Origin of the sequence: Mycolicibacterium komossense, assembly GCF_025822605.1 — a bacterium.
GTDB lineage: Bacteria > Actinomycetota > Actinomycetes > Mycobacteriales > Mycobacteriaceae > Mycobacterium > Mycobacterium komossense.
In genome coordinates this window covers 271,028-291,702 of record NZ_JACKTY010000031.1, presented here as the reverse complement: position 1 = coordinate 291,702, position 20,675 = coordinate 271,028, and the positions used below count along the sequence as shown (strand labels likewise).

Annotated in this window: 17 protein-coding genes; 5 read left to right on the top strand and 12 right to left on the bottom strand. The window is 65.7% G+C overall.

Features of this window, described 5'->3' with window-relative positions:
• Positions 1-152 precede the first annotated feature (152 nt).
• Genes H7J73_RS19205 through H7J73_RS19185 form a run of 5 tightly spaced genes read right to left on the bottom strand, consistent with a single transcriptional unit; the run spans position 153 to position 5,747 of the window.
• Positions 153-1,589, bottom strand: coding sequence for a UTP--glucose-1-phosphate uridylyltransferase (locus H7J73_RS19205; RefSeq protein WP_264069158.1), 1,437 nt, complete (start codon positions 1,587-1,589; stop codon positions 153-155).
• A gap of 26 nt (positions 1,590-1,615) precedes the next feature.
• Complete coding sequence (locus H7J73_RS19200) at positions 1,616-2,587, bottom strand: SIS domain-containing protein (RefSeq protein ID WP_264069157.1); 972 nt, start codon at positions 2,585-2,587, stop codon at positions 1,616-1,618.
• Positions 2,584-3,816 carry a glucosamine kinase gene (locus H7J73_RS19195; RefSeq protein ID WP_264069156.1) on the bottom strand — a complete coding sequence of 411 codons (1,233 nt, stop codon included), beginning with the start codon at positions 3,814-3,816 and terminating at the stop codon, positions 2,584-2,586. Before H7J73_RS19195 ends, H7J73_RS19200 begins: the two co-directional genes overlap by 4 nt.
• Before the next feature lie 3 nt (positions 3,817-3,819).
• Complete coding sequence (locus tag H7J73_RS19190) at positions 3,820-5,133, bottom strand: glycosyltransferase (RefSeq protein ID WP_264069155.1); 1,314 nt, start codon at positions 5,131-5,133, stop codon at positions 3,820-3,822.
• Positions 5,130-5,747 carry a TetR/AcrR family transcriptional regulator gene (locus tag H7J73_RS19185; RefSeq protein WP_264069153.1) on the bottom strand — a complete coding sequence of 206 codons (618 nt, stop codon included), beginning with the start codon at positions 5,745-5,747 and terminating at the stop codon, positions 5,130-5,132. Before H7J73_RS19185 ends, H7J73_RS19190 begins: the two co-directional genes overlap by 4 nt.
• Before the next feature lie 277 nt (positions 5,748-6,024).
• On the opposite strand from H7J73_RS19185, the gene H7J73_RS19180 reads away from it, so the two are divergent.
• The 3 genes from H7J73_RS19180 (at position 6,025) to H7J73_RS19170 (ending at position 10,631) form a co-directional block, all read left to right on the top strand.
• Complete coding sequence (locus H7J73_RS19180) at positions 6,025-7,407, top strand: NAD(P)/FAD-dependent oxidoreductase (RefSeq protein ID WP_264069152.1); 1,383 nt, start codon at positions 6,025-6,027, stop codon at positions 7,405-7,407.
• 11 nt (positions 7,408-7,418) lie between these two features.
• Positions 7,419-8,876 (top strand): aminobutyraldehyde dehydrogenase, encoded by a 1,458-nt coding sequence (locus tag H7J73_RS19175; protein ID WP_264069151.1) that lies wholly within the window; start codon positions 7,419-7,421, stop codon positions 8,874-8,876.
• 336 nt (positions 8,877-9,212) lie between these two features.
• A complete protein-coding gene (locus tag H7J73_RS19170) occupies positions 9,213-10,631 on the top strand; it encodes an APC family permease (protein ID WP_264069150.1) in 1,419 nt (472 codons plus the stop codon).
• 141 nt (positions 10,632-10,772) lie between these two features.
• Here H7J73_RS19170 and H7J73_RS19165 read toward each other — a convergent pair whose 3' ends face one another.
• Genes H7J73_RS19165 through H7J73_RS19140 form a run of 6 tightly spaced genes read right to left on the bottom strand, consistent with a single transcriptional unit; the run spans position 10,773 to position 17,557 of the window.
• Positions 10,773-11,720: a sugar kinase gene (locus tag H7J73_RS19165; RefSeq protein ID WP_264069148.1), complete on the bottom strand. Its 948-nt coding sequence runs from the start codon at positions 11,718-11,720 to the stop codon at positions 10,773-10,775.
• Positions 11,717-12,349, bottom strand: a complete 633-nt coding sequence (locus H7J73_RS19160; RefSeq protein ID WP_264069147.1) for a bifunctional 4-hydroxy-2-oxoglutarate aldolase/2-dehydro-3-deoxy-phosphogluconate aldolase — start codon at positions 12,347-12,349, stop codon at positions 11,717-11,719. The genes H7J73_RS19165 and H7J73_RS19160 overlap by 4 nt, the downstream gene beginning before the upstream one ends.
• 13 nt (positions 12,350-12,362) lie before the next feature.
• A complete protein-coding gene (manD, locus tag H7J73_RS19155; protein ID WP_264069146.1) occupies positions 12,363-13,604 on the bottom strand; it encodes a D-mannonate dehydratase ManD in 1,242 nt (413 codons plus the stop codon).
• 37 nt (positions 13,605-13,641) lie between these two features.
• Complete coding sequence (locus H7J73_RS19150; protein ID WP_264069145.1) at positions 13,642-15,036, bottom strand: MFS transporter; 1,395 nt, start codon at positions 15,034-15,036, stop codon at positions 13,642-13,644.
• A 2-nt stretch (positions 15,037-15,038) separates the two neighbouring features.
• Positions 15,039-16,067 carry an L-idonate 5-dehydrogenase gene (locus tag H7J73_RS19145; RefSeq protein ID WP_264069144.1) on the bottom strand — a complete coding sequence of 343 codons (1,029 nt, stop codon included), beginning with the start codon at positions 16,065-16,067 and terminating at the stop codon, positions 15,039-15,041.
• Positions 16,064-17,557, bottom strand: a complete 1,494-nt coding sequence (locus tag H7J73_RS19140) for a mannitol dehydrogenase family protein (protein WP_264069143.1) — start codon at positions 17,555-17,557, stop codon at positions 16,064-16,066. The genes H7J73_RS19145 and H7J73_RS19140 overlap by 4 nt, the downstream gene beginning before the upstream one ends.
• Before the next feature lie 168 nt (positions 17,558-17,725).
• On the opposite strand from H7J73_RS19140, the gene H7J73_RS19135 reads away from it, so the two are divergent.
• Both H7J73_RS19135 and H7J73_RS19130 read left to right on the top strand, forming a co-directional pair.
• Positions 17,726-18,514: an IclR family transcriptional regulator gene (locus tag H7J73_RS19135; protein ID WP_264069298.1), complete on the top strand. Its 789-nt coding sequence runs from the start codon at positions 17,726-17,728 to the stop codon at positions 18,512-18,514.
• Positions 18,515-18,638: 124 nt separating this feature from the next.
• Complete coding sequence (locus tag H7J73_RS19130; RefSeq protein ID WP_264069142.1) at positions 18,639-19,949, top strand: hypothetical protein; 1,311 nt, start codon at positions 18,639-18,641, stop codon at positions 19,947-19,949.
• 125 nt (positions 19,950-20,074) lie between these two features.
• Here H7J73_RS19130 and H7J73_RS19125 read toward each other — a convergent pair whose 3' ends face one another.
• Positions 20,075-20,659, bottom strand: coding sequence for a TetR/AcrR family transcriptional regulator (locus H7J73_RS19125; RefSeq protein WP_264069141.1), 585 nt, complete (start codon positions 20,657-20,659; stop codon positions 20,075-20,077).
• Between the last annotated feature and the right edge of the window lie 16 nt (positions 20,660-20,675).

Sequence of the window (20,675 nt, the reverse complement as noted above, 5' to 3'; positions counted from 1 at the left end):
AATGCGGGCGAACGCGCTCGCGGAAACCTCTGCTGCTGAGTCTTTTCCGGGAGCAGAAGTCCTTGAAGCCATTTGGTAATGTTCGGCACGCCTCAGCCGTAGAGCACATCCGCAAGACGGGTCGGGTCGGTGAAGATCGACATGTGCCAACGCTACGAACGATCCCCCAGGACGATGCCCGCGGGTACGTGGCATGGGGACCGCAGATCCTCTAGCCGGGCGTTACCGACGACGGACACGTCGTGGGCGAGCGTCCAGTCCCCGCGCACGGTGAACGATGTGGCGTTCGCCAGGGACGGTGGGTCGGGGCAGCGCGCCTCGAAGTCGGCGATCCTGGCGAAAAAACGAGGATCCAGGTCGACGAGGGGGATCCGGTCAAGGGTGGTCTGCAAACGGCGATCGGCAGCCACGCTGTAGACATCGGAGCGGATCAGCATGAGATCGTTGGTCGTCTTCACCGGCAGGAACCGGTCTCGATCGACTTCGATCGCAGTCGACCCCTCGAATAGCGAGATCGCCGCGCCGACAGCCGATTCGATCTGGATGACGCGCGGGCTGCCAGGATCGACGGGGTCGACGTTCTTCTCATTGCGGATGAGCGGCAGGTGGAGTACTCCCGCGGAACGGTCGAGAGCTTCCCGCAGCGCCCGCAGGTCGATCCACACATTGTTGGTGTTGAAGTACGGGTGGATCGTCGGATCGGCTGCGCGCTCGGCGTCCTCGGCCGGCACCTGCGCGCCCTCGCGAAGCAGTAGTCGCCCGTCGCTGCGGCGCACCACCAGGTGACCGCCCTTGACATCGGCGGGTGTCCGCCGGCACACCTCCGCGGCGTACGGGGCACCCGATGTGGCGAACCACGCCATCATGGCGGGATCGGGCACGGCGCCCAGGTTGTCGGCGTTCGAGATCGAGGCGTAGCGATAGCCGGAGGCGATGAGCCGATCGAGAACCCCCGAGGCGTCCAAGGCCGTGTACAGGTCGGCGTGCCCGGGAGGACACCATTCCAGCTCGGGATCGGCCGGCCAGGAGATCGGTTCGAGTTCGGCCACCGTGAGCTTGGGCTCACGGTTCTGCACGAACTCCAGCGGAAGCCCGTCCAGCGCCAGGTCGGGGTAGGGGGCCAGCGCCTCCAGGGTGTCGCGGCTGGTGCGGAAGCTGTTCATGAACAGCACGGGCAGGTCGACGTCGTACTGCCTGCGGACGTGGAGGATCTGCTCGACGATCAGATCCAGAAAACACTGCCCATCCTTCACCGGCAGCAGCGATTTCGCCTTCTCCATCCCCATCGTGGTGGCCAGACCGCCGTTGAGTTTGATCACCACCGTCGAGGAGGCGGCCGCCCGCAGCGTCGGGGTGTCGAAGTCCAGATGGTCGATGTGAGGGATATCGGTGAGCGGTTCGATATCCGATTCCGGAATCAGTCCCGACGCGCCGTGCTCGAGCTGATGGTAGAAGTCCGTGAACACCTTGATCGCCTGCTCCGGTACCCCGGCTTTGCGCATTTTATGTTGCGCGGCCAGCAATCCGGCGGCACTGCCGGCCGATGAATAGGTGCGGGTCGGGCGCTGTAGCAGCATTTCGTCGAACATGTCGCGTGGTCTCCTGGGGCGCGCTGTTACGTCGCGGCCGCGGCTTGCCAGTCCCGGGCTGCCACCAACTCAGGTATGAGCGTCTCGGTGAGCAGCCGGACATCGTCGATATCGTCTCCTGAGTAGCGCACTGTGCCGGTGGCGCCAGGAACCGTTCCGCCGACGCCGATCACGCGGGTGCCGCGGGGACCCGTCCATTCGGCCATCTGGGCCTCCCATTTCGATCCCGCGAACACCAGCACGCGCAGATCGGTGTTCTTGGTGCGGTAGACGTCGACGTGGCTCCAATCACCGCTCTCGCACCCGATCGCCGACCGACGGGGACCTTCCCTGAACATCAACGCACCTTGCTGCGCGGAGGACAAGCGGTGCGCTGGCGCGCACAAGTGGGTCTCGTCCTGACCCAGCAGGTGCTCGGATACCTCAGGGCGCCAGTCATTCTCGGTGGACAGCAGCTCATCGCTGGCCCGCGCGGCCGTGCCGATCGCGGTGACCAGGTCGTCAGTGGGTGTACCGGTCAACTGGCATTCGAGCGCCATCAAGATCGCCAGGGTGTGCTGGTAGCTGCGGCAGGCGACCCCGCCGACCTCAGGCTCGGCCAGCAACTCGACCGTCGCATCGCAGCGTTGGGTGATCACCGATCCGGCGGTGTTGGTCAGCGCCACGGTGGTCGCGGCGGGATCGATTCGGTCCAGTGCGTCCAGGGTTTCCACCGAGCCGCCCGTCGCCGATGTCGCCACCACCAGGGTGCCCGGACCCCAGACCGGCAGCAGTTCCGAGGACGCGATCTCGGAGACTGCGCCGATACCGCGGGCGCGCAGCCGAGCGGCGGCCACACCGCCGGCGTAAGCCGATGAGCCCATGCCGACGAACACGACCCGAGATACCTCGGCGGGCAGCACCCGGGACCATGGATTGTGTTGTGCCAGTGAGTCGGCGAGCTTCGAGAGCACATCTGGCTTACGGGCGAGGTCGGTGGCGAATCCGTCGGGGTTCATCGGCTCATTTCTTCGAGGAGGGCGGGTAACGCCGCGTCGGGGACGTACATCCAACGTGGCAGGTGGCGACCGGCGTAGACGATCTCGCGGAGCACCTGCTGCAGCCGGAAAGCTGTCAGCGCGTGCTCGATGTGCAGATCGGCGTGCCCGGTCTGGGACAGCCTGTGCAGGTACGCGTCGAGCAGGGAACCGCGAGCATCGGCGTCGACCGGGGCGAGGCGCTCCGGCGAGAGCTCGCTGCGTTCGGCCGCGACGATCGCGACGTGGGTTAAGGACTGCAGGATGCCGGCCAGATCGACCGCCGCCGGTACCGGCAGCACCCGCTCGGCCGGGGGGAGCACCGGATTGCCGTCGAAATCGGCGACCACCAGCTGGTCATCGGTGCGCAGCACCTGACCGACGTGGAGGTCGCCGTGCGCGTCCAAGATCGGGATATCCACGAGCGTGGACAGCCGCTCGAGGACGGCCGTGATCTGCTCGGCGAGATCGAGCAGTAGCTGGGTGTTAGCCGGGGTGGCCAGTTCGCGGGCGGCAGCCAGGGTGGCGAACGCGCCGTCGCGCCAGCGTTGCGCGTCGGCGCGGGTCGAGGTGGTGACGGTGGCGGCCAACGACGCGTGCAAGTCGGCGACCACCGTTCCCAGCGAGGAGCAGATACTGATGACAGTGGTGTGATCACCCGACCGGGCGGCATCCTTGAACAGTTCCACCGCCCAGGTCCAGCCGTCGACAGCGCCGGGCAGGTAGCCGGTGACAGTCGCGACCAGGGTCTCGGCGCCGTCGTGCGGTGTCCAGGTCACCAGCCCCCACGGCGTCGGCATGGCGGTGAACTCCGCCGCGGTCAAGGCGGCAAGCCTGCTGGGTGCCGGATGCGGACCGGGTTCGAGATGGGTGGCCCACTTCACCACTGCGCGGTCGCCGACGATGATCGATTCGTTGGTTTGATCAACGGTGATCGGGCGTTCGGTCGTAGGCGCGGGCCCGCTGGTCCAGGACACCACCTCGAACCGTCCCTGCGCTGAATGACCTGGCGTGCCGGCGAGTAGCTGCAGCAGTGCCTCGGCCGTCCCATCACCGGGGTCGGCTCGTCGCCACCGGTCGCCGTCGGCGACGGCGACGGCGGGTACCGCCGAGAGCCTGCCGCCGCGGTCGACGATGGCCAGTCCGTGCCGGTCGCCGAGACGCAGCAGGTCGACCGGGACCGGCAGGAGGCCGGTCGAGTCGGATTGCACGGGTCAGGCGGGCGTGGGGCGATGGGCGCGCCCGACACGTTCGATGACATCGGCCGCCAGGCGCAACCCGTCACGCTTGCGGACCTGTTCACCGATCTGGGAAACCCGTTCGCGCAGTGCGCCATCGGCCAGTACGCGCTCCAGTGCGCCGGTCAACTGGTCGTCGGTGAAGTGGTAGGTGTCCAGCCGCACACCCAGGTTCAGTTCGTCGATGCGCTGGGCATTCTCGTACTGATCCCAGAACAGCGGGAGCACGATCAGCGGCTTGCCGAAGTGCAGCGCTTCGGTGGTCGTGTTGTTGCCACCGTGTGAGATCACTGCGTCGACGAGCGGAATGATCTTGGTCTGGGGCAGCATCTGCGCTCCGACCATGTTGTCGGCGAGGGTGATCTTGTCGGCCTGCGGTCCCATGCTCACGATGAAGCGATGCCGGGAGGTCGTCAGCACGTCGATCAGCCGCTGCATCAACGAGACATCTGCTCCGCCAAGGGAACCCAGCGACAGATACACCAGGGCGCTGTCCTCGGGGCGGTCGGCCACGGCGGCGGGCACAGCGTAATCCTCATCGGTCTCCCGGATGCTGGAGTCCACCCGGGTCCACGACTCGTCGAGCGGACGTCTGTCGGTGTAGTCGGCCTCGGCAGGATAGATGTAGAGCGTGGCGGCGTTGTCGCGAGGCATGAATTCCAGTTCGGGCAGCGGCGCCCCGCCCTGCTCGCGGACCCAGGCGTCGAAATCCGTCCACATGGGCCGCAGTGCCCGATCGAACTCTGCGACGTAGGCGTCCCACTGGGACCTGTCATCGCTGGGCAACCCCGAGAACGGCGGCGGCACATCGGGTCCGGGTAGTTCCAGCGGACTGCAGGACATGAAGCGCACGAATGGTTTGCCCGCGGTGGCCAGCGCCGGGAACAGGACGACGTTGTCCTCGACGATCACATCGGGTTGGTGCTTGGCAATGATCTCGCGTAACCGCGGCTCGCAGTACTTGGCGCCGTCGATGAGGGCCTGAAAGGTCGGCTTGATGAAGGTTTCGAGCTGCTCGATGGTTGGTTTGGCGAACTCGGGCGCGGTCTCAGCGATGAAATCCGTCCAGAACTGGCCCGCGTCGCCTTCACCGGCGCCCTCGGCCGGTGCCGCCAGGTCGACGAGTTCCTCGATGAAACCGAACTTGCTGATCTTGCCGGCCCAGGAGGATTCGGCGGCGAACACGATTTGGTGGCCACGTTCGCGCAGCTTCGTCGCGACGCCGATGCACTGGTTGGTGGGTCCGTAGGCGGACTCCGGCCAGAACATGATGGTAAGGGGCTCGGTCATCGTTGGGTCCTTTCGCCTGACTCGCGGCGGGGGAGGGGGTGGCCGGTTGCCACCCGTGCGTAGTCGAGAATCTGCTCGATCGATGCATGGGCATCGAGGCTGGGATGACGCGCCACCATGCGGTATCCGTAGGCGTCCTCGAGTGCCACGATATTGCGGGCGATGGCCAACGAGGGTGAGGTGAGCGAGAAAACCCCCTGTGCGGCACCGGATTCCAGGATCACCTGGTACATCGCCACCTGCCGATCGAAGAGCGCGGTCAGCAGGACACCATATGTGGGGTAACGCCCGGCTGCACCGCCGAGCTCGCACAGCAGCTTCACCGCCGGATCGTCGGAGTCGACGGGGAGACCCGATTCGATGGTGACCACCAAACGGCGGTCTGGTTCGGCGATGCCCTCGATCGTGCGCATCCGCTCGTCGTAGAACCGCTCCATACCGGCGCGGTTGGCCTCAACGAGCAGTGACTGCACGTCGGGGAAGTGGTAGAGGACCGCGCCGGAGGTCAGGCCGGCTTCGGCCGCGACCTGATTGAGCTGAACGTCGGCGCCATGCTTCATCACGGCACGCTGCGCGGCGTGCAACAGCCTCGCGCGTCGTTCTGTGCGGCTCACTGCCACAGGGCACCTCCTCGAATTTCATCGTCGGTCTTGTTGTGGGTCACTGTGCCAAAAAACCCGCCGCTTTGGTAGACATTCTTGAACATTTCTTCAGGGTCTACCCGTGGGAACGGCTCAACGTGCGCTTTTCCCTCTTGCATTCCTTGAATCTCAGTGCAACTATCGTCGCGCTACCACCGCCGACCCGTGATGGACAGTCCCAACAGATCCCGGAGCCCCACATGAGATCCGCCGACCAGACGCCGCTGCTCACCGTCCCGGACGTCGCGCGATGATCGACGAGTTGCGCGACGCCGAACCGCGCCCAGTGTGGTGGGACGGAATTCGAACCGGTCCCCAGACCGAGGCCCTCCGTGGCACGGTGCGCGCCGATCTGGCCATCGTCGGCGCCGGCTACACCGGTCTGTGGGCCGCCATCGAAGCGTTGACCGAGGATCCGTCACGCCGGGTGGTCATACTCGAGCAGGACTGGGTGGGTTCAGGTGCGTCGGGCCGCAACGGCGGCTTTGTCGCCGAATCGCTGACCCACGGTCTGGCCCACGGCGAGGCGATGTGGCCGGACGAACTCGACCAACTGCAGCGCCTCGGCCGGCAGAATGTCGAGCAGATCGCCGCATTCCTGGACGAACACGGCATCGACGCCGATCTGCGCCTCATCGGTAAGACCACGCTGGCCAGGACTGCGCACGAGTACGAAGCGCTGCGCAAAGCGGTGGCAAACTATGCGCGCCACGGCGAAGAGGTGCGCTTCCTCGACCGCGACGAGGTCCGCGCCGATATCCACTCGCAGGCATTCCTCGGCGGACTACGGTCGCTGCGCGGCGGTCTGGTCGACCCGATGGCGCTGACGCTCGGCCTGCGTCGGGTGGCAGAAGGCTTGGGCGCCAAGATCTTCGAGCAGTCCGCAGCGACCGGAATCACCCGCGATGGCGGCACCTTGACCGTCCGCAGTGCCCACGGCACCGTCGACGCCGCACAGGTGCTGCTGGCATCCAACGCCTACCGGCCGCTCCTGCGACGGCTGCGCGCATGGATTCTGCCGGTCTATGACTACGTATTGGCGACGGCTCCGTTGACTGCCGAGCAGCTGGACTCGATCGGCTGGTCGCAGAACCAGGGACTCACCGATGCGGGCAATCAGTTCCACTACTTCCGTAGGACCCGAGACGATCGGATCCTCTGGGGCGGCTACGACGCCATCTACCACTATGGCAATGCCGTCAGCCCGGATCTGGAGCTGCGCGATCGGTCGCACCGTCTGTTGGCGCGCCACTTCCGGGAGACGTTCCCGCAGCTGGCGGAGGTACCGTTCACCCATCGCTGGGGCGGCGTGATCGACACGACCACCCGGTTCACCCCGATCTTCGGAACCGCCATGCGGGGCCAGTTGGCCTATGCGGTCGGATTCACCGGTCTGGGTGTGGCGTCGACGAGATTCGGTGCCGGCGTGGCACTCGACCTGCTGGCCGGCCGCGAGACCGAACGGACCCAGCTCAAGGCCATTACCGGCACCGCAGTGCCCTTCCCGCCTGAACCGCTACGGTGGCCCGCCGTCGAGTTGACCCGTGTCGCCCTCGCTCGTGAGGACGAAACAGGCCGCAGGGGTTCGCTTTTGCGCACACTCGACCGATTCGGTGTGGGCTTCAACAGTTGAGGAGTGAGAGCATGACCGCAGGGCGATTCCACCGGGGACAACGGATTCCGGGGTCGGGCGGTGAGCGGGTGCTAGTGGACCCGTCGAACGGCAAACCGACCACGACTGTTTCGGAGGCGACGATCGCCGAGGCCGCGCAGGCCGTCTCGGCTGCCGCCGAGGCGTTTCCGGAATGGTCGGGGCGCACCGCCGGTGAACGCGCGCGGGCGCTGCTGCGGTGGGCCGACCTCATCGACACCCACGCTGCCGAACTCACCGCGCTCGAAGTTGCCGAGACCGGCAAGCCGGTAGCGGTTTTCCGGGATGGGGAGCTTCCGTTCGGCACCGACAACCTGCGATTCTTCGCCGGCGCCGGACGCTCGCTGGAGGAGACCGGCGCCGGCCTGCTCAGCACGGGTTACACCTCGATGATCGTTCGGCGTCCGGTGGGCCCGGTCGTCGGTATCGCGCCGTGGAACTTCCCGCTCATCATGGGCCTGTGGAAGATCGGTCCCGCACTGGCCGCCGGCAACACCATCGTCATCAAACCGGCCCCGACGACACCGTCGAGCACACTGCGCATCGCCGAACTCGCCGTGGAAGCCGGCATCCCGCCCGGGGTTCTCGAGGTGGTGACCGGTGATCAATCGGTCGGGGCGGCGTTGGTGGCCGACGAACGGGTGCAGCTGATCTCGATCACCGGGTCCACCCGTGCCGGCCGGCAGGTGATGACGACCGCCGCGGTTCGCGGCGCGCGGGTGCACCTCGAACTCGGCGGCAAGGCACCGTGTCTGGTGTTCGACGACGCGCATCTGGACGACGCCGCGCACGGTATCGCGATGGGCGCGACCTACAACTCCGGGCAGGACTGCACCGCCGCCACCCGGGTTTACGCCCACGAGTCCGTGTTCGACGATCTCGTCGACCGGCTCGTTGCGGCTTTCGCCAGAATCACGGTAGGCGACCCGCTCGAAGCAGGAACCGATATCGGGCCGCTGATCAGCACCGAGCATCGAGACCGGGTGCATGGTTTCGTCGAGCGTGCCGTCGCGGCAGGGGCCACGGTGCGTGCCGGAGGTGTCGTTCCCGACGGCGACGGGGCTTACTACCCGCCGACGCTGATCACCGGCGCCGACCAGTCCGCCGAGATCGTCCAGAGCGAGGTGTTCGGTCCGGTACTGGTGGCCTTGCCGTTCCGCGATGAGGAGGAGGCCATCAGGCTCGCCAACGACTGCCGGTACGGCCTGGCGTCGTCGGTGTGGACGGTGGACGTGGCACGGGCACTGCGCACCGCGCACGCGATCGAGGCAGGGGTCACCTGGGTGAACGACCACCTGCCGATCGCGTCGGAGGCACCGCACGGTGGCGTGAAGGCCAGCGGTTTCGGCAAGGACATGAGCCAGGCCGCCGTGGCCGAGTACACCGTCGCCCGTCACATCATGGTCAAGCACGCTGCCCGCGCGGCACACGATTCCTTTCGTCCGGCGTGAAAGGCCCAGTGCAGCAGGTTGATTGAATCAAGCGGGTCGTGATTTCGGCGCGCTGATCGACGCCGCGGCCAACCTCCGAGTGGTGACCAATAGGTTCACTCGGAGGTTTCTGCATGCCAAAAATCAATGAAAAATACTGAAGCGCAATATTTTTCGTTTCATGCTGCGAATCTGCGCGCGAAGGTCTACCCTGTGAGCGGCACCACAAGGCGAATGAGAATTCCGCTGGCGCTGCACAATCCACGACAGTGAGCCGCGAGCACGCGCGGCGCCGCCAACACACAGGCGACCCGACATACGTGTCAAGTCTTTAGCATCGAGAACTGGAGGTTTTTCATGGCGACCAATGAGGATGCCATCGCGCTGCATTCGGTAGACGAGGTGTTGCCCCGCAAGATGCGATGGTTCGACGGTTTCGCGATGGCCATGACGATGCCGGCCGCGCTGATCGCCACGCTGGGCGCCTCGATCGCCGGGCTCGGCGGATGGGGCGCGGCGGTTCTCTGGGCCATCTCGATGGCCATCTCGATGGCGGTGAACTGGATCTACATCGAGCTGGCCGCGATGTTCCCCAACGCGTCCGGCGGCATTTCCGGGTACGCGGCCGAGGCATGGAAGAAGCGGGTGCCGTGGTTCGCGCCCCTGGCCGGGGTGGGGTATTGGTTGCCATGGGGATCCAACCTGGCCACCTACGGTTCCTTGACCGGCCTGCTGGTGCAGTCGCAGTGGTTTCCCGACGAACAGTGGTCGGTGGACTTCGGTCCGCTGCACCTGAGCTTCCCTATTCTCATCGGCTTGGGGGTCATCTTCCTGCTGTACGGCATCAACATCGTCGGCGTGCGGGTCACCATGGCCTTCGTCTACGTGACCGCAGGAATCCTGATGGTCCCGCTGGCGGTCTTCATCTTCTTCCCGCCGTTCAACGCCGACTGGGCGCCGATGGACCTGACGTGGAACCTGCACGGGCTGGAAGGGCTGCACACCGCGATCGTCTGGCTGTACGTGATGGCCTGGACCACACTGGGAATCGAGGTGTGTGCCACCTTCTCCTCGGAGTACCGCGACCCGGTCCGGGACACCTCACGAGCCATTCGCGCCTCGGCGTTGTTCTGCCTGGGTGTGTTCTTCCTGGTTCCGCTCACCCTCGGTGGATTCGCCGGCGAGCAGGCGATCAGCGCGGACCCCTCGACGTTCTTCGTGGCCAGTTTCTCGCAACTGACCGGTGCCGGCGCCGACGTCATGGTGCTGTGCCTCATCGCGTCCCTGCTGCTGGTGATGCTGACCTCGGTCGCCGATGCCTCCCGCGTGCTGTTCAACATGGGCAAGGAGGGCATCACCGTTCGTTCGATGGGCAAGCTCAACAGCCGCGGTGTTCCCGTACGCGCGCTGAACGTGATGCTGGTGCTCAATGTCGTTCTGCTGGTTGTGCTTCAGCAGCCGCTGGCCATCATCGTGACCGGCAATCTGGGTTACATCCTCGCCCACGTGTTGGCCGTTGCCGGCTTCGCCCTGCTGCGTAAGGATCGGCCACAGGCTGCGCGTCCGATTCGTCTCCCGCAGGTGTTCGTGCCGTTGTCGATCGGTCTGGCCGCGCTACTGGTCGTGTTGCTGGTCGTCGGGGCCACCGGATTCTCCATCACCGGCTATGGCGGCGTACTGGAACTATGCATAGCCCTTTCGATCCTGACAGCCGGCGTGGTGCTGTGGTGGTTCGTCCAACGTCGCGACCGGGCGGACGCCACCATCGAGCGATGACGCGGGGGCCGATGTCGGCGAGGACGGCGGAGATGTCTGCGTCGACATCGGTGCGAAGCGAACGATCCCGACGATGGCTGGAGTGACTGGCCCGGATGACAGACCGAGGCTCTGAGGTGGTGTTGGATCGCGATCCACGGCCTATCGCAGGACCGGATCACCGCCCGCGCAGAACCGGTCGACGTCGCCGAGCGTGGGGCTCGATTCCCAGTCGCCCGGTGTCATGCACAGCAGGGCTCCGCAGGCGTTGGCCCGGCGCAGCCGTTGCGGCACGGTCAGCCCCTGCAGCACTCCGCTGAGGTAACCCGCGACGAAAGCATCACCGGCGCCGACGGTGTCGACTACTTCGAGGGGAAACCCGGCACTGGGCATCTGTTCGCCCGGCAAGTAGGCGGCGGCGCCGTCGGCGCCCAGTTTCAGCACCACCTCGGCGCGGCCGGAGTGCACAAGTCGTTGCGCCGCTTCCTCCGCGGTGGAATCGGGATGCAGCAACTGCAACTCCTCGGGACCGCCGAAGACGATATCGGCCTGCTCGGCGAATGTGCGCAGCAGCGGCCCGGCGAGATCGGCGGGTGCCAGGCTGGCGCGGTAGTTCACGTCGAAGCTGACCCGTACACCCGAGGCACGTGCCCGGTCGACTGCCGCCTGCATGCATTCGCGCGCACTATCCGACAGCAGGGCCGTAATGCCGGACACGTGCAGCACCGCGGCCTGCTCCACCCAGCCGGATGGCAGATCTTCGGGGCGCAGCCGCGACCCGGCTGAGTCGCTGCGGTAGTAGAGCACCGCGGTCGAGCTGATCGTGGGTCGTTCCTTGAGCATGAGGCCGGTCGGGGCGTCGGAGTCGACGACACCGTGAACGTCGACGCCTTCGGCGCGGATCTCCCGGGTGACCCTCTCGCCCAGCGGATCGTCGCCTACTCGGCCGAGCCACTGTGCATCGATTCCCAAGCGCTGCAAGCCGATTGCCACGTTACTTTCGGCGCCACCGATGCCCAGGATCAACTCGGACACGTGCCGCAGGGAACCGATATCGCGGGTACGCATGAGCGCCATCGTCTCGCCGAGGGTGGCGACTCGGGGCGTCACGTGGTGTCCGGTGCGCAAGCGGCTACAAAGGCGTGTGCCCGCTCGCGCAGCGCCCCGAGATCACCACCGCGGACGGCGTCGCCCAGGAGCGGACCACCAACACTGACCGCGGCGGCGCCGGCCGCCAGCCACGTCACGGCGCCTTGTATGTCAACACCGCCCGATGGCACGACAGCGATGTCGGGGAATGGGCCGCGCAGATCCTTCACATAGCCGGCACCAACCTGGTTGGCCGGGAAGATCTTCACTGCCGCCGCCCCTGCCTGCCAGGCGGCGAACAACTCGGTCGGGGTCAGGCCGCCGGGCACCATCGGCACGCCGGCGCGGTGAGCGGCGTCGACCAGGTGAGTGTCGGTGATCGGCGTGACCAGGTAGTGCGCGCCGGCATCGATGGCGGCCGCCAACTGCTTAACGTCGGTCACGGTGCCAACGCCGATGTCCGCGGAGTCGCCGAAGCGGTTCAGCAGGTGCGGTAACCGCTCGAGCGTGCCCGGTGTGGTCAGGGTCAGCTCGACGCTGCCGATTCCCGCGTCGATGAGCACGTCGAGAATGCGGTCGTAGTCGGTGGCGGCCGGCGCGCGCACCACCACGATCAGCTTGGTTGCGGCCGTGCGAACCGGAATCGTCAAGCGAGTCAACGTGTCACCAGTCATGAACGGTCCCGTCCTGCAACCGGTTCACCGGGAGATAGGCCGCGGTGTAGTCGAACGCGGCCGCAGCGACTTCGTCTAACTCCACGCCGAGCCCGGGGGCATCGCCGGGATGCAGGAATCCTCGGTCGAAGGTGAACGACGTCTGGAACACCGTGAGTGTGGTGTCGTTGTGCGGCATGTATTCCTGGATGCCGAAGTTGTGGATCGCCAGGTCGAGGTGCAATGCCGCGGCCATCCCCACCGGCGAGATATCGGTGGGGCCGTGCATACCCGATCTGATCCCGTAGATGCCGGCGAAATCCAGCAGTTTCTTCATGGCGGTGACACCGCCGGTATGGGTGACCGCCGAGCGAACGTAGTCGATGAGCCGCTCTGTGATCAGGGTCTGGTAGTCGTACACCGAGTTGAACACCTCGCCGATGGCCAGCGGGGTGGTCGAATGTTGGCGCACCAGCCGCAGCGCGGCCTGATCCTCGCCAGGAGTGCAGTCTTCCAGCCAGAAGAGATCATAGGGCTCAACGTCTTTGGCGAATCTGGCCGCCTCGATGGGGGTCATCCGGTGATGCCCGTCATGGAGGATCCGCACCTGGCTACCGAAATCCTCGCGGATCTTAGCGAAGATGCCCGGCATGTGACTGAGGTAGGCCCGGGTGTCCCAGGTCTCTTCGATGGGTGCGGTCGCCGCACCCCCGTCTGGTCCACGGTGGGCCGGCTCGTAGTCGTAGCGCGTACCCGGCTTGTTGGTGGCCACCCCGTAGATCTGGCCGAGGCCAGGAATTCCGGTCTGCACGCGAACGGCGGTGTAGCCCGCCTCGAGGTAACCGGTGATGGCGTCCTTGAGGGCGGGGTAGTCGGGTCCGGACGCGTGCCCGTAGACGCGGATGCTGTCCCGGCTTGCGCCGCCGAGCAACTGGTACAGCGGCACTCCGGCCTTCTTGGCCTTGATATCCCACAGGGCCATGTCGACGGCGGCGATCGCAGCCATGGTGACCGGCCCGCGACGCCAGTACGCGCCGCGGTAGAGGTACTGCCAGGTGTCTTCGATGCGGTCTTCGTCGCGGCCGATCAGCGTGGGCGCGAGGTGTTCGGACAGGTAGGCCGCGACGGCCAGTTCACGTCCGTTCAGTGTCGCGTCGCCCCAACCGATGACTCCGTCACTGGTGACGATCTTGAGGGTCACGAAGTTGCGTCCAGGACTGCAGACATTGACGTCGATCTTGTCGATACTCATGGTTTTCTTTCGTTGCGCTGGTTCATGTTCAGAGCGGTCACATCGCCGGGCGCGGGTCGGTCAAGTCGCGTCCGGTCCAGTCCTTGGCCCATACCGCCACGATCAATGCCGACAGCGAGTAGAAGCCCAGCATCACCATGATCGGCACCGCACTGCCGGTAGCAGCCGCGACCCACGCCGCGACCACCACCGGGCCGATACCGGTGGCGATCACCGCGGCGATTTCACGGACAATCGCGGTCATCGTGTACCGGTTGCGGGCGCCGAAGATCTCTGGGATGGAGACGTTCTCCAGCGAGGCTGGGCTCAGTACCGCGACATTGTGCAGTACGACATATCCGACGAACACCCAGACCAGGTCCCGCGAATCGATGGCCAGCATCGCCGGAACGATCACCACCAGCGCCGCAGACATGACGATGATGTACATCCGGCGCCGCCCCAACCGATCACCGAGCCAGCCGATCATCGGGATGGTGATGAAGCCGATGAGTGACGACACGATCACGACGTTGGCGCTGACGCCCTTTTGCATCGAGAGGGTCAGCGTCATGAACGAGATCAGGTAGGTCTGGATGAGCCCGGAGTTGCCAGCCTGGCCGAACCGGAGGAAGAACGACACCACAACAGCCTTGACCGGCTTACGCTGCATCGCCTCCAGGGTGCGGGTGTCCGCGCGGTTGGTGGCCTGTTCGAGGATCTGCTCACGGGACAGCGCCCGTCCGTCGACGACATCCTCACGCTCTTCGAAGACCGGGCTTTCCTTGAGGTTCAACCGAATCCACACCGCGAAGACCATCACCACGGCGCTGGCGATGAACGGGATGCGCCAGCCCCAGGCGATCACGTCGCCTTCGACCAGTGTGCCCAGCAGGATGGCCCAGATCGCCGATGCGAACAGCGTGCCGCAGTTGGTGCCCAGCCCCACCAGCGAGGCCACGAACCCGCGTCGGTGCGGGGGTGCGTACTCGGCGAGCATGACTCCGGCACCGCTGATTTCGGCACCAGCGCCGAAGCCCTGCATCAACCGCAACGTCACCAGCAGGATGGGCGCCAGCATGCCCACCTGGTCATACGTGGGCAGCACACCGATCAGCGTCGTCGCCGCACCCATCAACGCGATGGTGTAGAACAGCACCTTGCGGCGACCGATCCGGTCACCGAGCCTGCCGAAGAACACCGCACCCAACGGTCGGGCGATGTAGCCGACCCCATAGGTGGCCATCGACAGCACCACCGCCATCCCCGCGCTTTCGCCCGAGAAGAACAGCTGGCTGAACACCAACGCGGCGGCCAGTGAATACAACTGGAAGTCCATGAATTCCAGTGCGGTGCCGAGCCATCCGGATACGGCGGCACGTACCAGGTCCGCCATGCTGCGCTGGGCGGCGGGTGGCCGGGCCGTAGCCTGCGGGTTGTGAGCAGTGGTCATCGCTATCCCTCGTCGTGAGTGTCGGATTGGAGCGCAAGCAGGACCTTGGCCGATGCCGAGGCATCCCGCGCCAAGGTGAAGGCATCGACGGCGTCGGTTGCCGGGACAACGTGGGAGATGACCGCATCGAAGCGGTCGGAGGCGGCGAGCAGGCTGATCGCGTCGTCGATTTCGCCTGCGAACCGTAAGGCGCCCAGTAGACGGAGTTCCTTGCTCAGCATCGGCGCCAAATTGACCGAGATCTCGCTGTTGGGAAGTGTGCCAACCTGCACAACCGTCCCGGCGCGGCGCGCGGCGCGCACCGCCTGGGTCAGGGAGACGCCCACGCCGGAGCATTCGAAGATGACGTCGTAGGACTCGTCGGCGATGTCGTCGCGCCCCACCAGGACGGGTTCGGTCGCTCCCAACGCCAGAGCTCGGGCCAACGGCTCCGGGCGCAGATCGCTCACCCCGATCTCGGTGGCGCCACGATGCGCGGCGGCGGCGACGACGAGCAGGCCGATCGGGCCGGCGCCGATCACCAGCACACGCCGGCCGGCCAGGTCACCGGCCAGTCCGACCGCGTGCAGTGCCACCGCCAGCGGCTCGGCCAGCGCTGCTCGGCGTAGCGGCAACCCGGCGGGTAGTGCACGAAGCATCTGGTCTTCGACGATCAGCAGTTCGGCTGCACCGCCCTGCCGATGCGGGAAGGTGGCCGCACTACCGAGGTAGTCCCCGCCGGGACGCAGGTGGGGGCGATCGGTCAGCCCTGGCACCGGCTGCCCGTACCGGGCGGGGTGCACCGTCACCGCGGTGCCCGCCGGGTAACGCCCGGACGGGTCGAGATCGACGACGCCCGACAGTTCGTGGCCGGGAGTGAAAGGCTCACGTACCACGTTCTCGCCGTTGGCCCCGTGAAAGTAGTAGTGCAGGTCCGAGCCGCAGATACCCACGTAGCTGACCCGTAGCCGGACCTCGCCGTCGGCCGGGACCGGCTCGCTGCGTTCCTCCCAGCGGATGTCCTCTTTGCCGTGGATCGCGAGTGCTTTCATGGCACCTTCCTGTCTTGGTTGGCTGCCTCGGTGGCTTCACGTGCGGCCGCACGCACTCCGCTTCGTGTGATCGCCAGCACGAGATCGGCCACCCGGTCGGTGAATGCGGTGTGCTCGGTGAGGGTGTCGGGGAGAAATCCGTTGCGCAACACCGCTATTGCGTGATCTCGCGGACTGGTTGCGGCTCTGGTCACTTCCGCGAGCCGCGGGCGGGCGGGTTCGCGAACTTCGGCGGCATAAGGACCGGGATCGAAACCTGGTGGTGGAGCGGCAGTGCAGATCCACCCGGCCACCGTCAGGGCCAGCAGGTGCGGCACCCGACCGGCGCGCAACGCGATGAGGGCCGGCTCGGGGATGCGCTGCAAGAGCTTCACCGAACCGTCGGTGCCCACCTGGGACGTGCGGTGGCCCAACGCCGCGTTGGCCCAGCGGTGTGCGAGCGACCTGAGGTAGGCATCCGGGTCGAACCCCTTGGGCAGCGCGATGGTGGGCAGGTAGTCCACGGCGATGCCGGCGCGCACCGCGTCCTGGACGAAGTCCTGCGCCCAGGCATCGGCGATCCCGGCCTGGCCGTCCAGGATGCCCAGATACGCGATCAGTGAATGCGATCCGTTGAGCAGCCTCAACTTGACCAGTTCGTAAGCCTGCACCTCGTCGCTCATGATCGCCCCCGCCTGCTCCCAGGCCGGCCGGCCGGCGGCGAAGTCGTCCTCCAAAACCCACATGGTGAAGCTCTCGGCGGGCACGGGACAGCGGTCGTCCACTCCGATCAGCTCGGCGACCTCGGCGCTGGTCTGGCTGGTCGTTGCCGGCACGATCCGGTCCACCATCGAATTCGGGAAGCTGACCTGATTGGCGACGAAGCTCAGGACGTCCTCGGAAGCCCCACTGGCATGAAGAAACTCGGTGACCACGGATCGTGTGGCGTGCCCGTTGGACTGCAGGTTGTCGCACGACAGGACGGCGATCGGAGCCCCCTGTGCGGCGCGGACTGCCAGACCGCGTGCGATGAGCCCGACCGTGCTGCGGGGATGACTGGGATTGGCGAGGTCGGCGCGGACATCAGCGAGGTCGAGGTCGAGTGTGCCAGTGCGGGGTGAGCGGCAGTAGCCGACCTCGCTGACAGTCAACGTGAGAATCCGGTGCGCCGGATCGGCCAGCGCGGCCACGAACGCGTCACGATCCTCGGCGACCACGCCCAGGTTGCGATGGACGTCGAGGACGCCAACCCGGCGCCCGTCATCGGAATACTCCACAATCGCATATCGCCCCTCCTGGGCGCGCATCGCCGAAACCACGGCGGGAGAGCGATTGGCGAAGCCATAGATGCCCCAGTCTCCGGGCCGAGCGGCAAGCGCATCGGCCGTGTAGACCGCGGCGTGGGCCCGGTGAAAGTTACCCAATCCCAGGTGCACGATCCCCGTCAGATCCCCTGCCGCAGCGCCGATCAGGGTGCCCGCCGGGGTGGTATGGCGGGACAGTCGTCGCATCGTTGCGCTCCCAAAAATGGTCGAAGTGGCGATTCGTTCCGTATTATGAACCGCATGTATCGTAATGTGAACTACACTCGCAGCTGGGTGGTGACGTGTCAAGGCTCACTGCCGCGGGTGTGTCAGGCTCTCGGATAGACAGAGGTGGCGACGGGAGAGATGGTGATCATGGACGGCAACCACGCATCCCCTGTCGGCAGTGTCGATAAGGCGCTCGCGCTCATCGAATTACTTGCTGCGGCTGGCCCAGACGGATTGGCTTTGCGGGATGTCGTCGAGGCGAGCGGACTGAACAAGGCGTCAGCCCACCGCACCTTGCAGGCCCTGCAGCACCGGGGGTTCGCCGAGCAAGATGCCAAGCAGCGCTATCGGTTGGGCTCGCGGCCGGCTCTGCTGGTTGACCAGTTCATGCGAGAGGAGAACTTGCCGACGCTGTTCCGCCCGGCACTGCTCGCGATCTGTGAGGAGGCGCAGGAATTGGTGCACCTCGGCATACTGGACGGCCGCAATGTGCTCTACCTGGACAAGGTCGAGCCCGACCGCACCATCCGAGTATGGTCCCGCGTCGGTCGCCAGGTCAGCGTGCTCACCACGGCGCTCGGGCGGGCAATGATCGCCGCCGACGGCGGCACCGACACCCTGCTATCCGCCCATACCGCCAATGCTGACCCAGTTGTCGCCGAACGATTTTCGCGGGCCGTGACCGAGGCGCGAGTGCACGGTTACGCCATCGAGCGTGAAGAGAACGAAGTGGGAATCTGCTGCGTGGGCGTGGCGTTGAGGCGTCCGACCGGCCGTCCCATAGCGGTAAGCGTCACGGGCCCGAGCAGTCGTATGGGCGGAGACCGCCTGAACGAACTGGGGGACAGGCTGCGTGAGATATTGAGCGTCGCAGCGCCACCGGGCTTTTCGATAGCACCCGTCTCCAAGGGGGCCGAGTCGTCCAAGAAGCCATGACGTTTCGGAGATATTTTGGCGGACAAAATGTTTCGAACATTATCTGATCGACCATGGTGATTGGCTGGCTGAGATCTCAATGCCGTGATATTGGGGATGTATCGACTGATGCTAAGGTCTGGTCATGCCATCCTCGACGCTGGATTCGAATTCGATTGTGCGAAAGGATGTTCCGAGCGAAGGCTCGTGGAGCCCGCTCGGATTGATCGGATTCAGGCTGCTTTTCGCGATCGGCGGATCCGTGCTGGTTGTGTTCGTATACGGCAATTTCGTGGCGTTGAATGCGCTGATTATGCCGATCGGGGCGGGTTTCGCGCAGGTTGGCAGCGCGCTGATGCGCGGGCGCGGTGTTGCCATGGATGCTACGAACAGCGGGGATAGGCTGGGGGATTGGTGTGCCCTGGTTGGATGCCTCGTCATCGCGATAGTGGCAGCCGGCGTGTGGAGTGTTCTCGACCGCAAACGAGATAACTACCGGAGTTTAGGTCGGGCGTTGTTCGAGGTTGCCAGAATAGGTCTCGCTGTTGAGCTGCTCGCATACGGTATTGCGAAGTTAATACCTATCCAAATGGGGTACATGACGCAGCCGGCGCATCAACTCACTCTCGTGGGTGACCTCGGACTCAAAGACACATTGTGGACCTTCATGGGCGCGTCGGACGTCTATTCGATCGCCAGCGGCCTGGCGGAATTCACCGCGGGAATTCTGCTGCTGTGGAGACGCACCTGGCTGGCCGGTGGGATTCTGGCCATGCTGGCTATGGCGCAAGTATTTCTGCTCAATCTCTGCTACGACGTTCCGGTCAAACTCCTGTCGGGGACCCTGCTCGCCACAGCTATCGCCATCACCTTCCCTTACTGGTCGAATATGTTGCGAGTTCTCACGAACAGCACGCCGCTCCCGCCGCGGAGGCTGTGGCCGGCGCCCGGAAGGAGATCCTTCCGCAGAGCGGCGTCCTACCTCGGGTTGTTTGTGGTGGTGGCACATTCGGCGCTGTTTGGAGTCGTAGCCGTGATCGGCATCAACAACATGCATACGCCGCGATCGGCTCTCGATGGTGAATGGCAGGCGACGTCGTTCACAGTAGACGGCGCACCCGCGACGATGACGGGGCGGGATCCGAATCCTTGGGCGAATGTGGCGATTACCGATCGCACGGATTACACAACCTTCGTCAGCCAAGCGCCCTCGGGCGCGACGACTGTGTGGGCACTTGACCTGCAAGAGGGAAAGCTCCTGATCCGCCAGCGACTCTCCGACTTCCCAACCGAAATCCGGTACCGCTGGGACGCCGACAAGACTCTGATCCTCTCGGGCGTACTCGACAAACACCAGATCGAGGGGCACTTCCAGCGGCGGGAGATGGAGCGTTCAAAATCCGGGTTCCGGTTGGTGCAGCCCGCTCGTGATCCCGAACTGCCGACGACTTCGTGACAGCCAGGGGATCGTCGGTCGGTTCCGACGATCAGCTCTGAGACGAGGAAGCGGCACGGTCCCGAGCAGACTGTACGCAGCTTAACAACAGCGAGGCGCCGCCAGGCGGGGCGAATAGCCCAGTGTCAGCGGGTATTTGGCAGCGCCGTCGAGGCGAGGGTGCGGTCGAGGAATAGCTCGAGGTCGGGCTCGTCGATACTCATGCCGAGCAGGTACCGCAGGTAGACGGGGGCCAGGATGCAATCCACGATGGCGGTGTAGTGCAGCGACGGTTCGCCGCGATCGCGGGCGCGGTCCAGCATCGACTGAAGCTGTGCCGCTCGCTGTAGCAGGGGAGCGGACCGTTGTTCGGTATTCAAGTCTCGGGCGCCGATCAACGCTTGCAGGAACGCCAACCGGCCAGGGCGGACGATGTCGGCGGCGGCGGTCCGCGCGTAGGCGAGCAGGTCGCCGCGCAACGTTCCGGTGTCGGGCAACGGTGAGATCTCGGTGAGCTTGGCCGCCTCCAGCTCCAGGATGACCGCCTCCAGGCTGCCCCATCGCCGATGGATGCTGCTCGGGTTCACCCCGGCACGTCGGGCGACGTCGGCGACCGTGAACCCGCCCGGGCCCTCCTCGACGAGCAGTTCGTCCACGGCCGTGTGAACCGCCGCGGTGACCCGCGCACTCCGTCCGCCCGGGCGGCGACGCACCTCTCTGTCATCGGTCACGCCTACATGCTAAAGC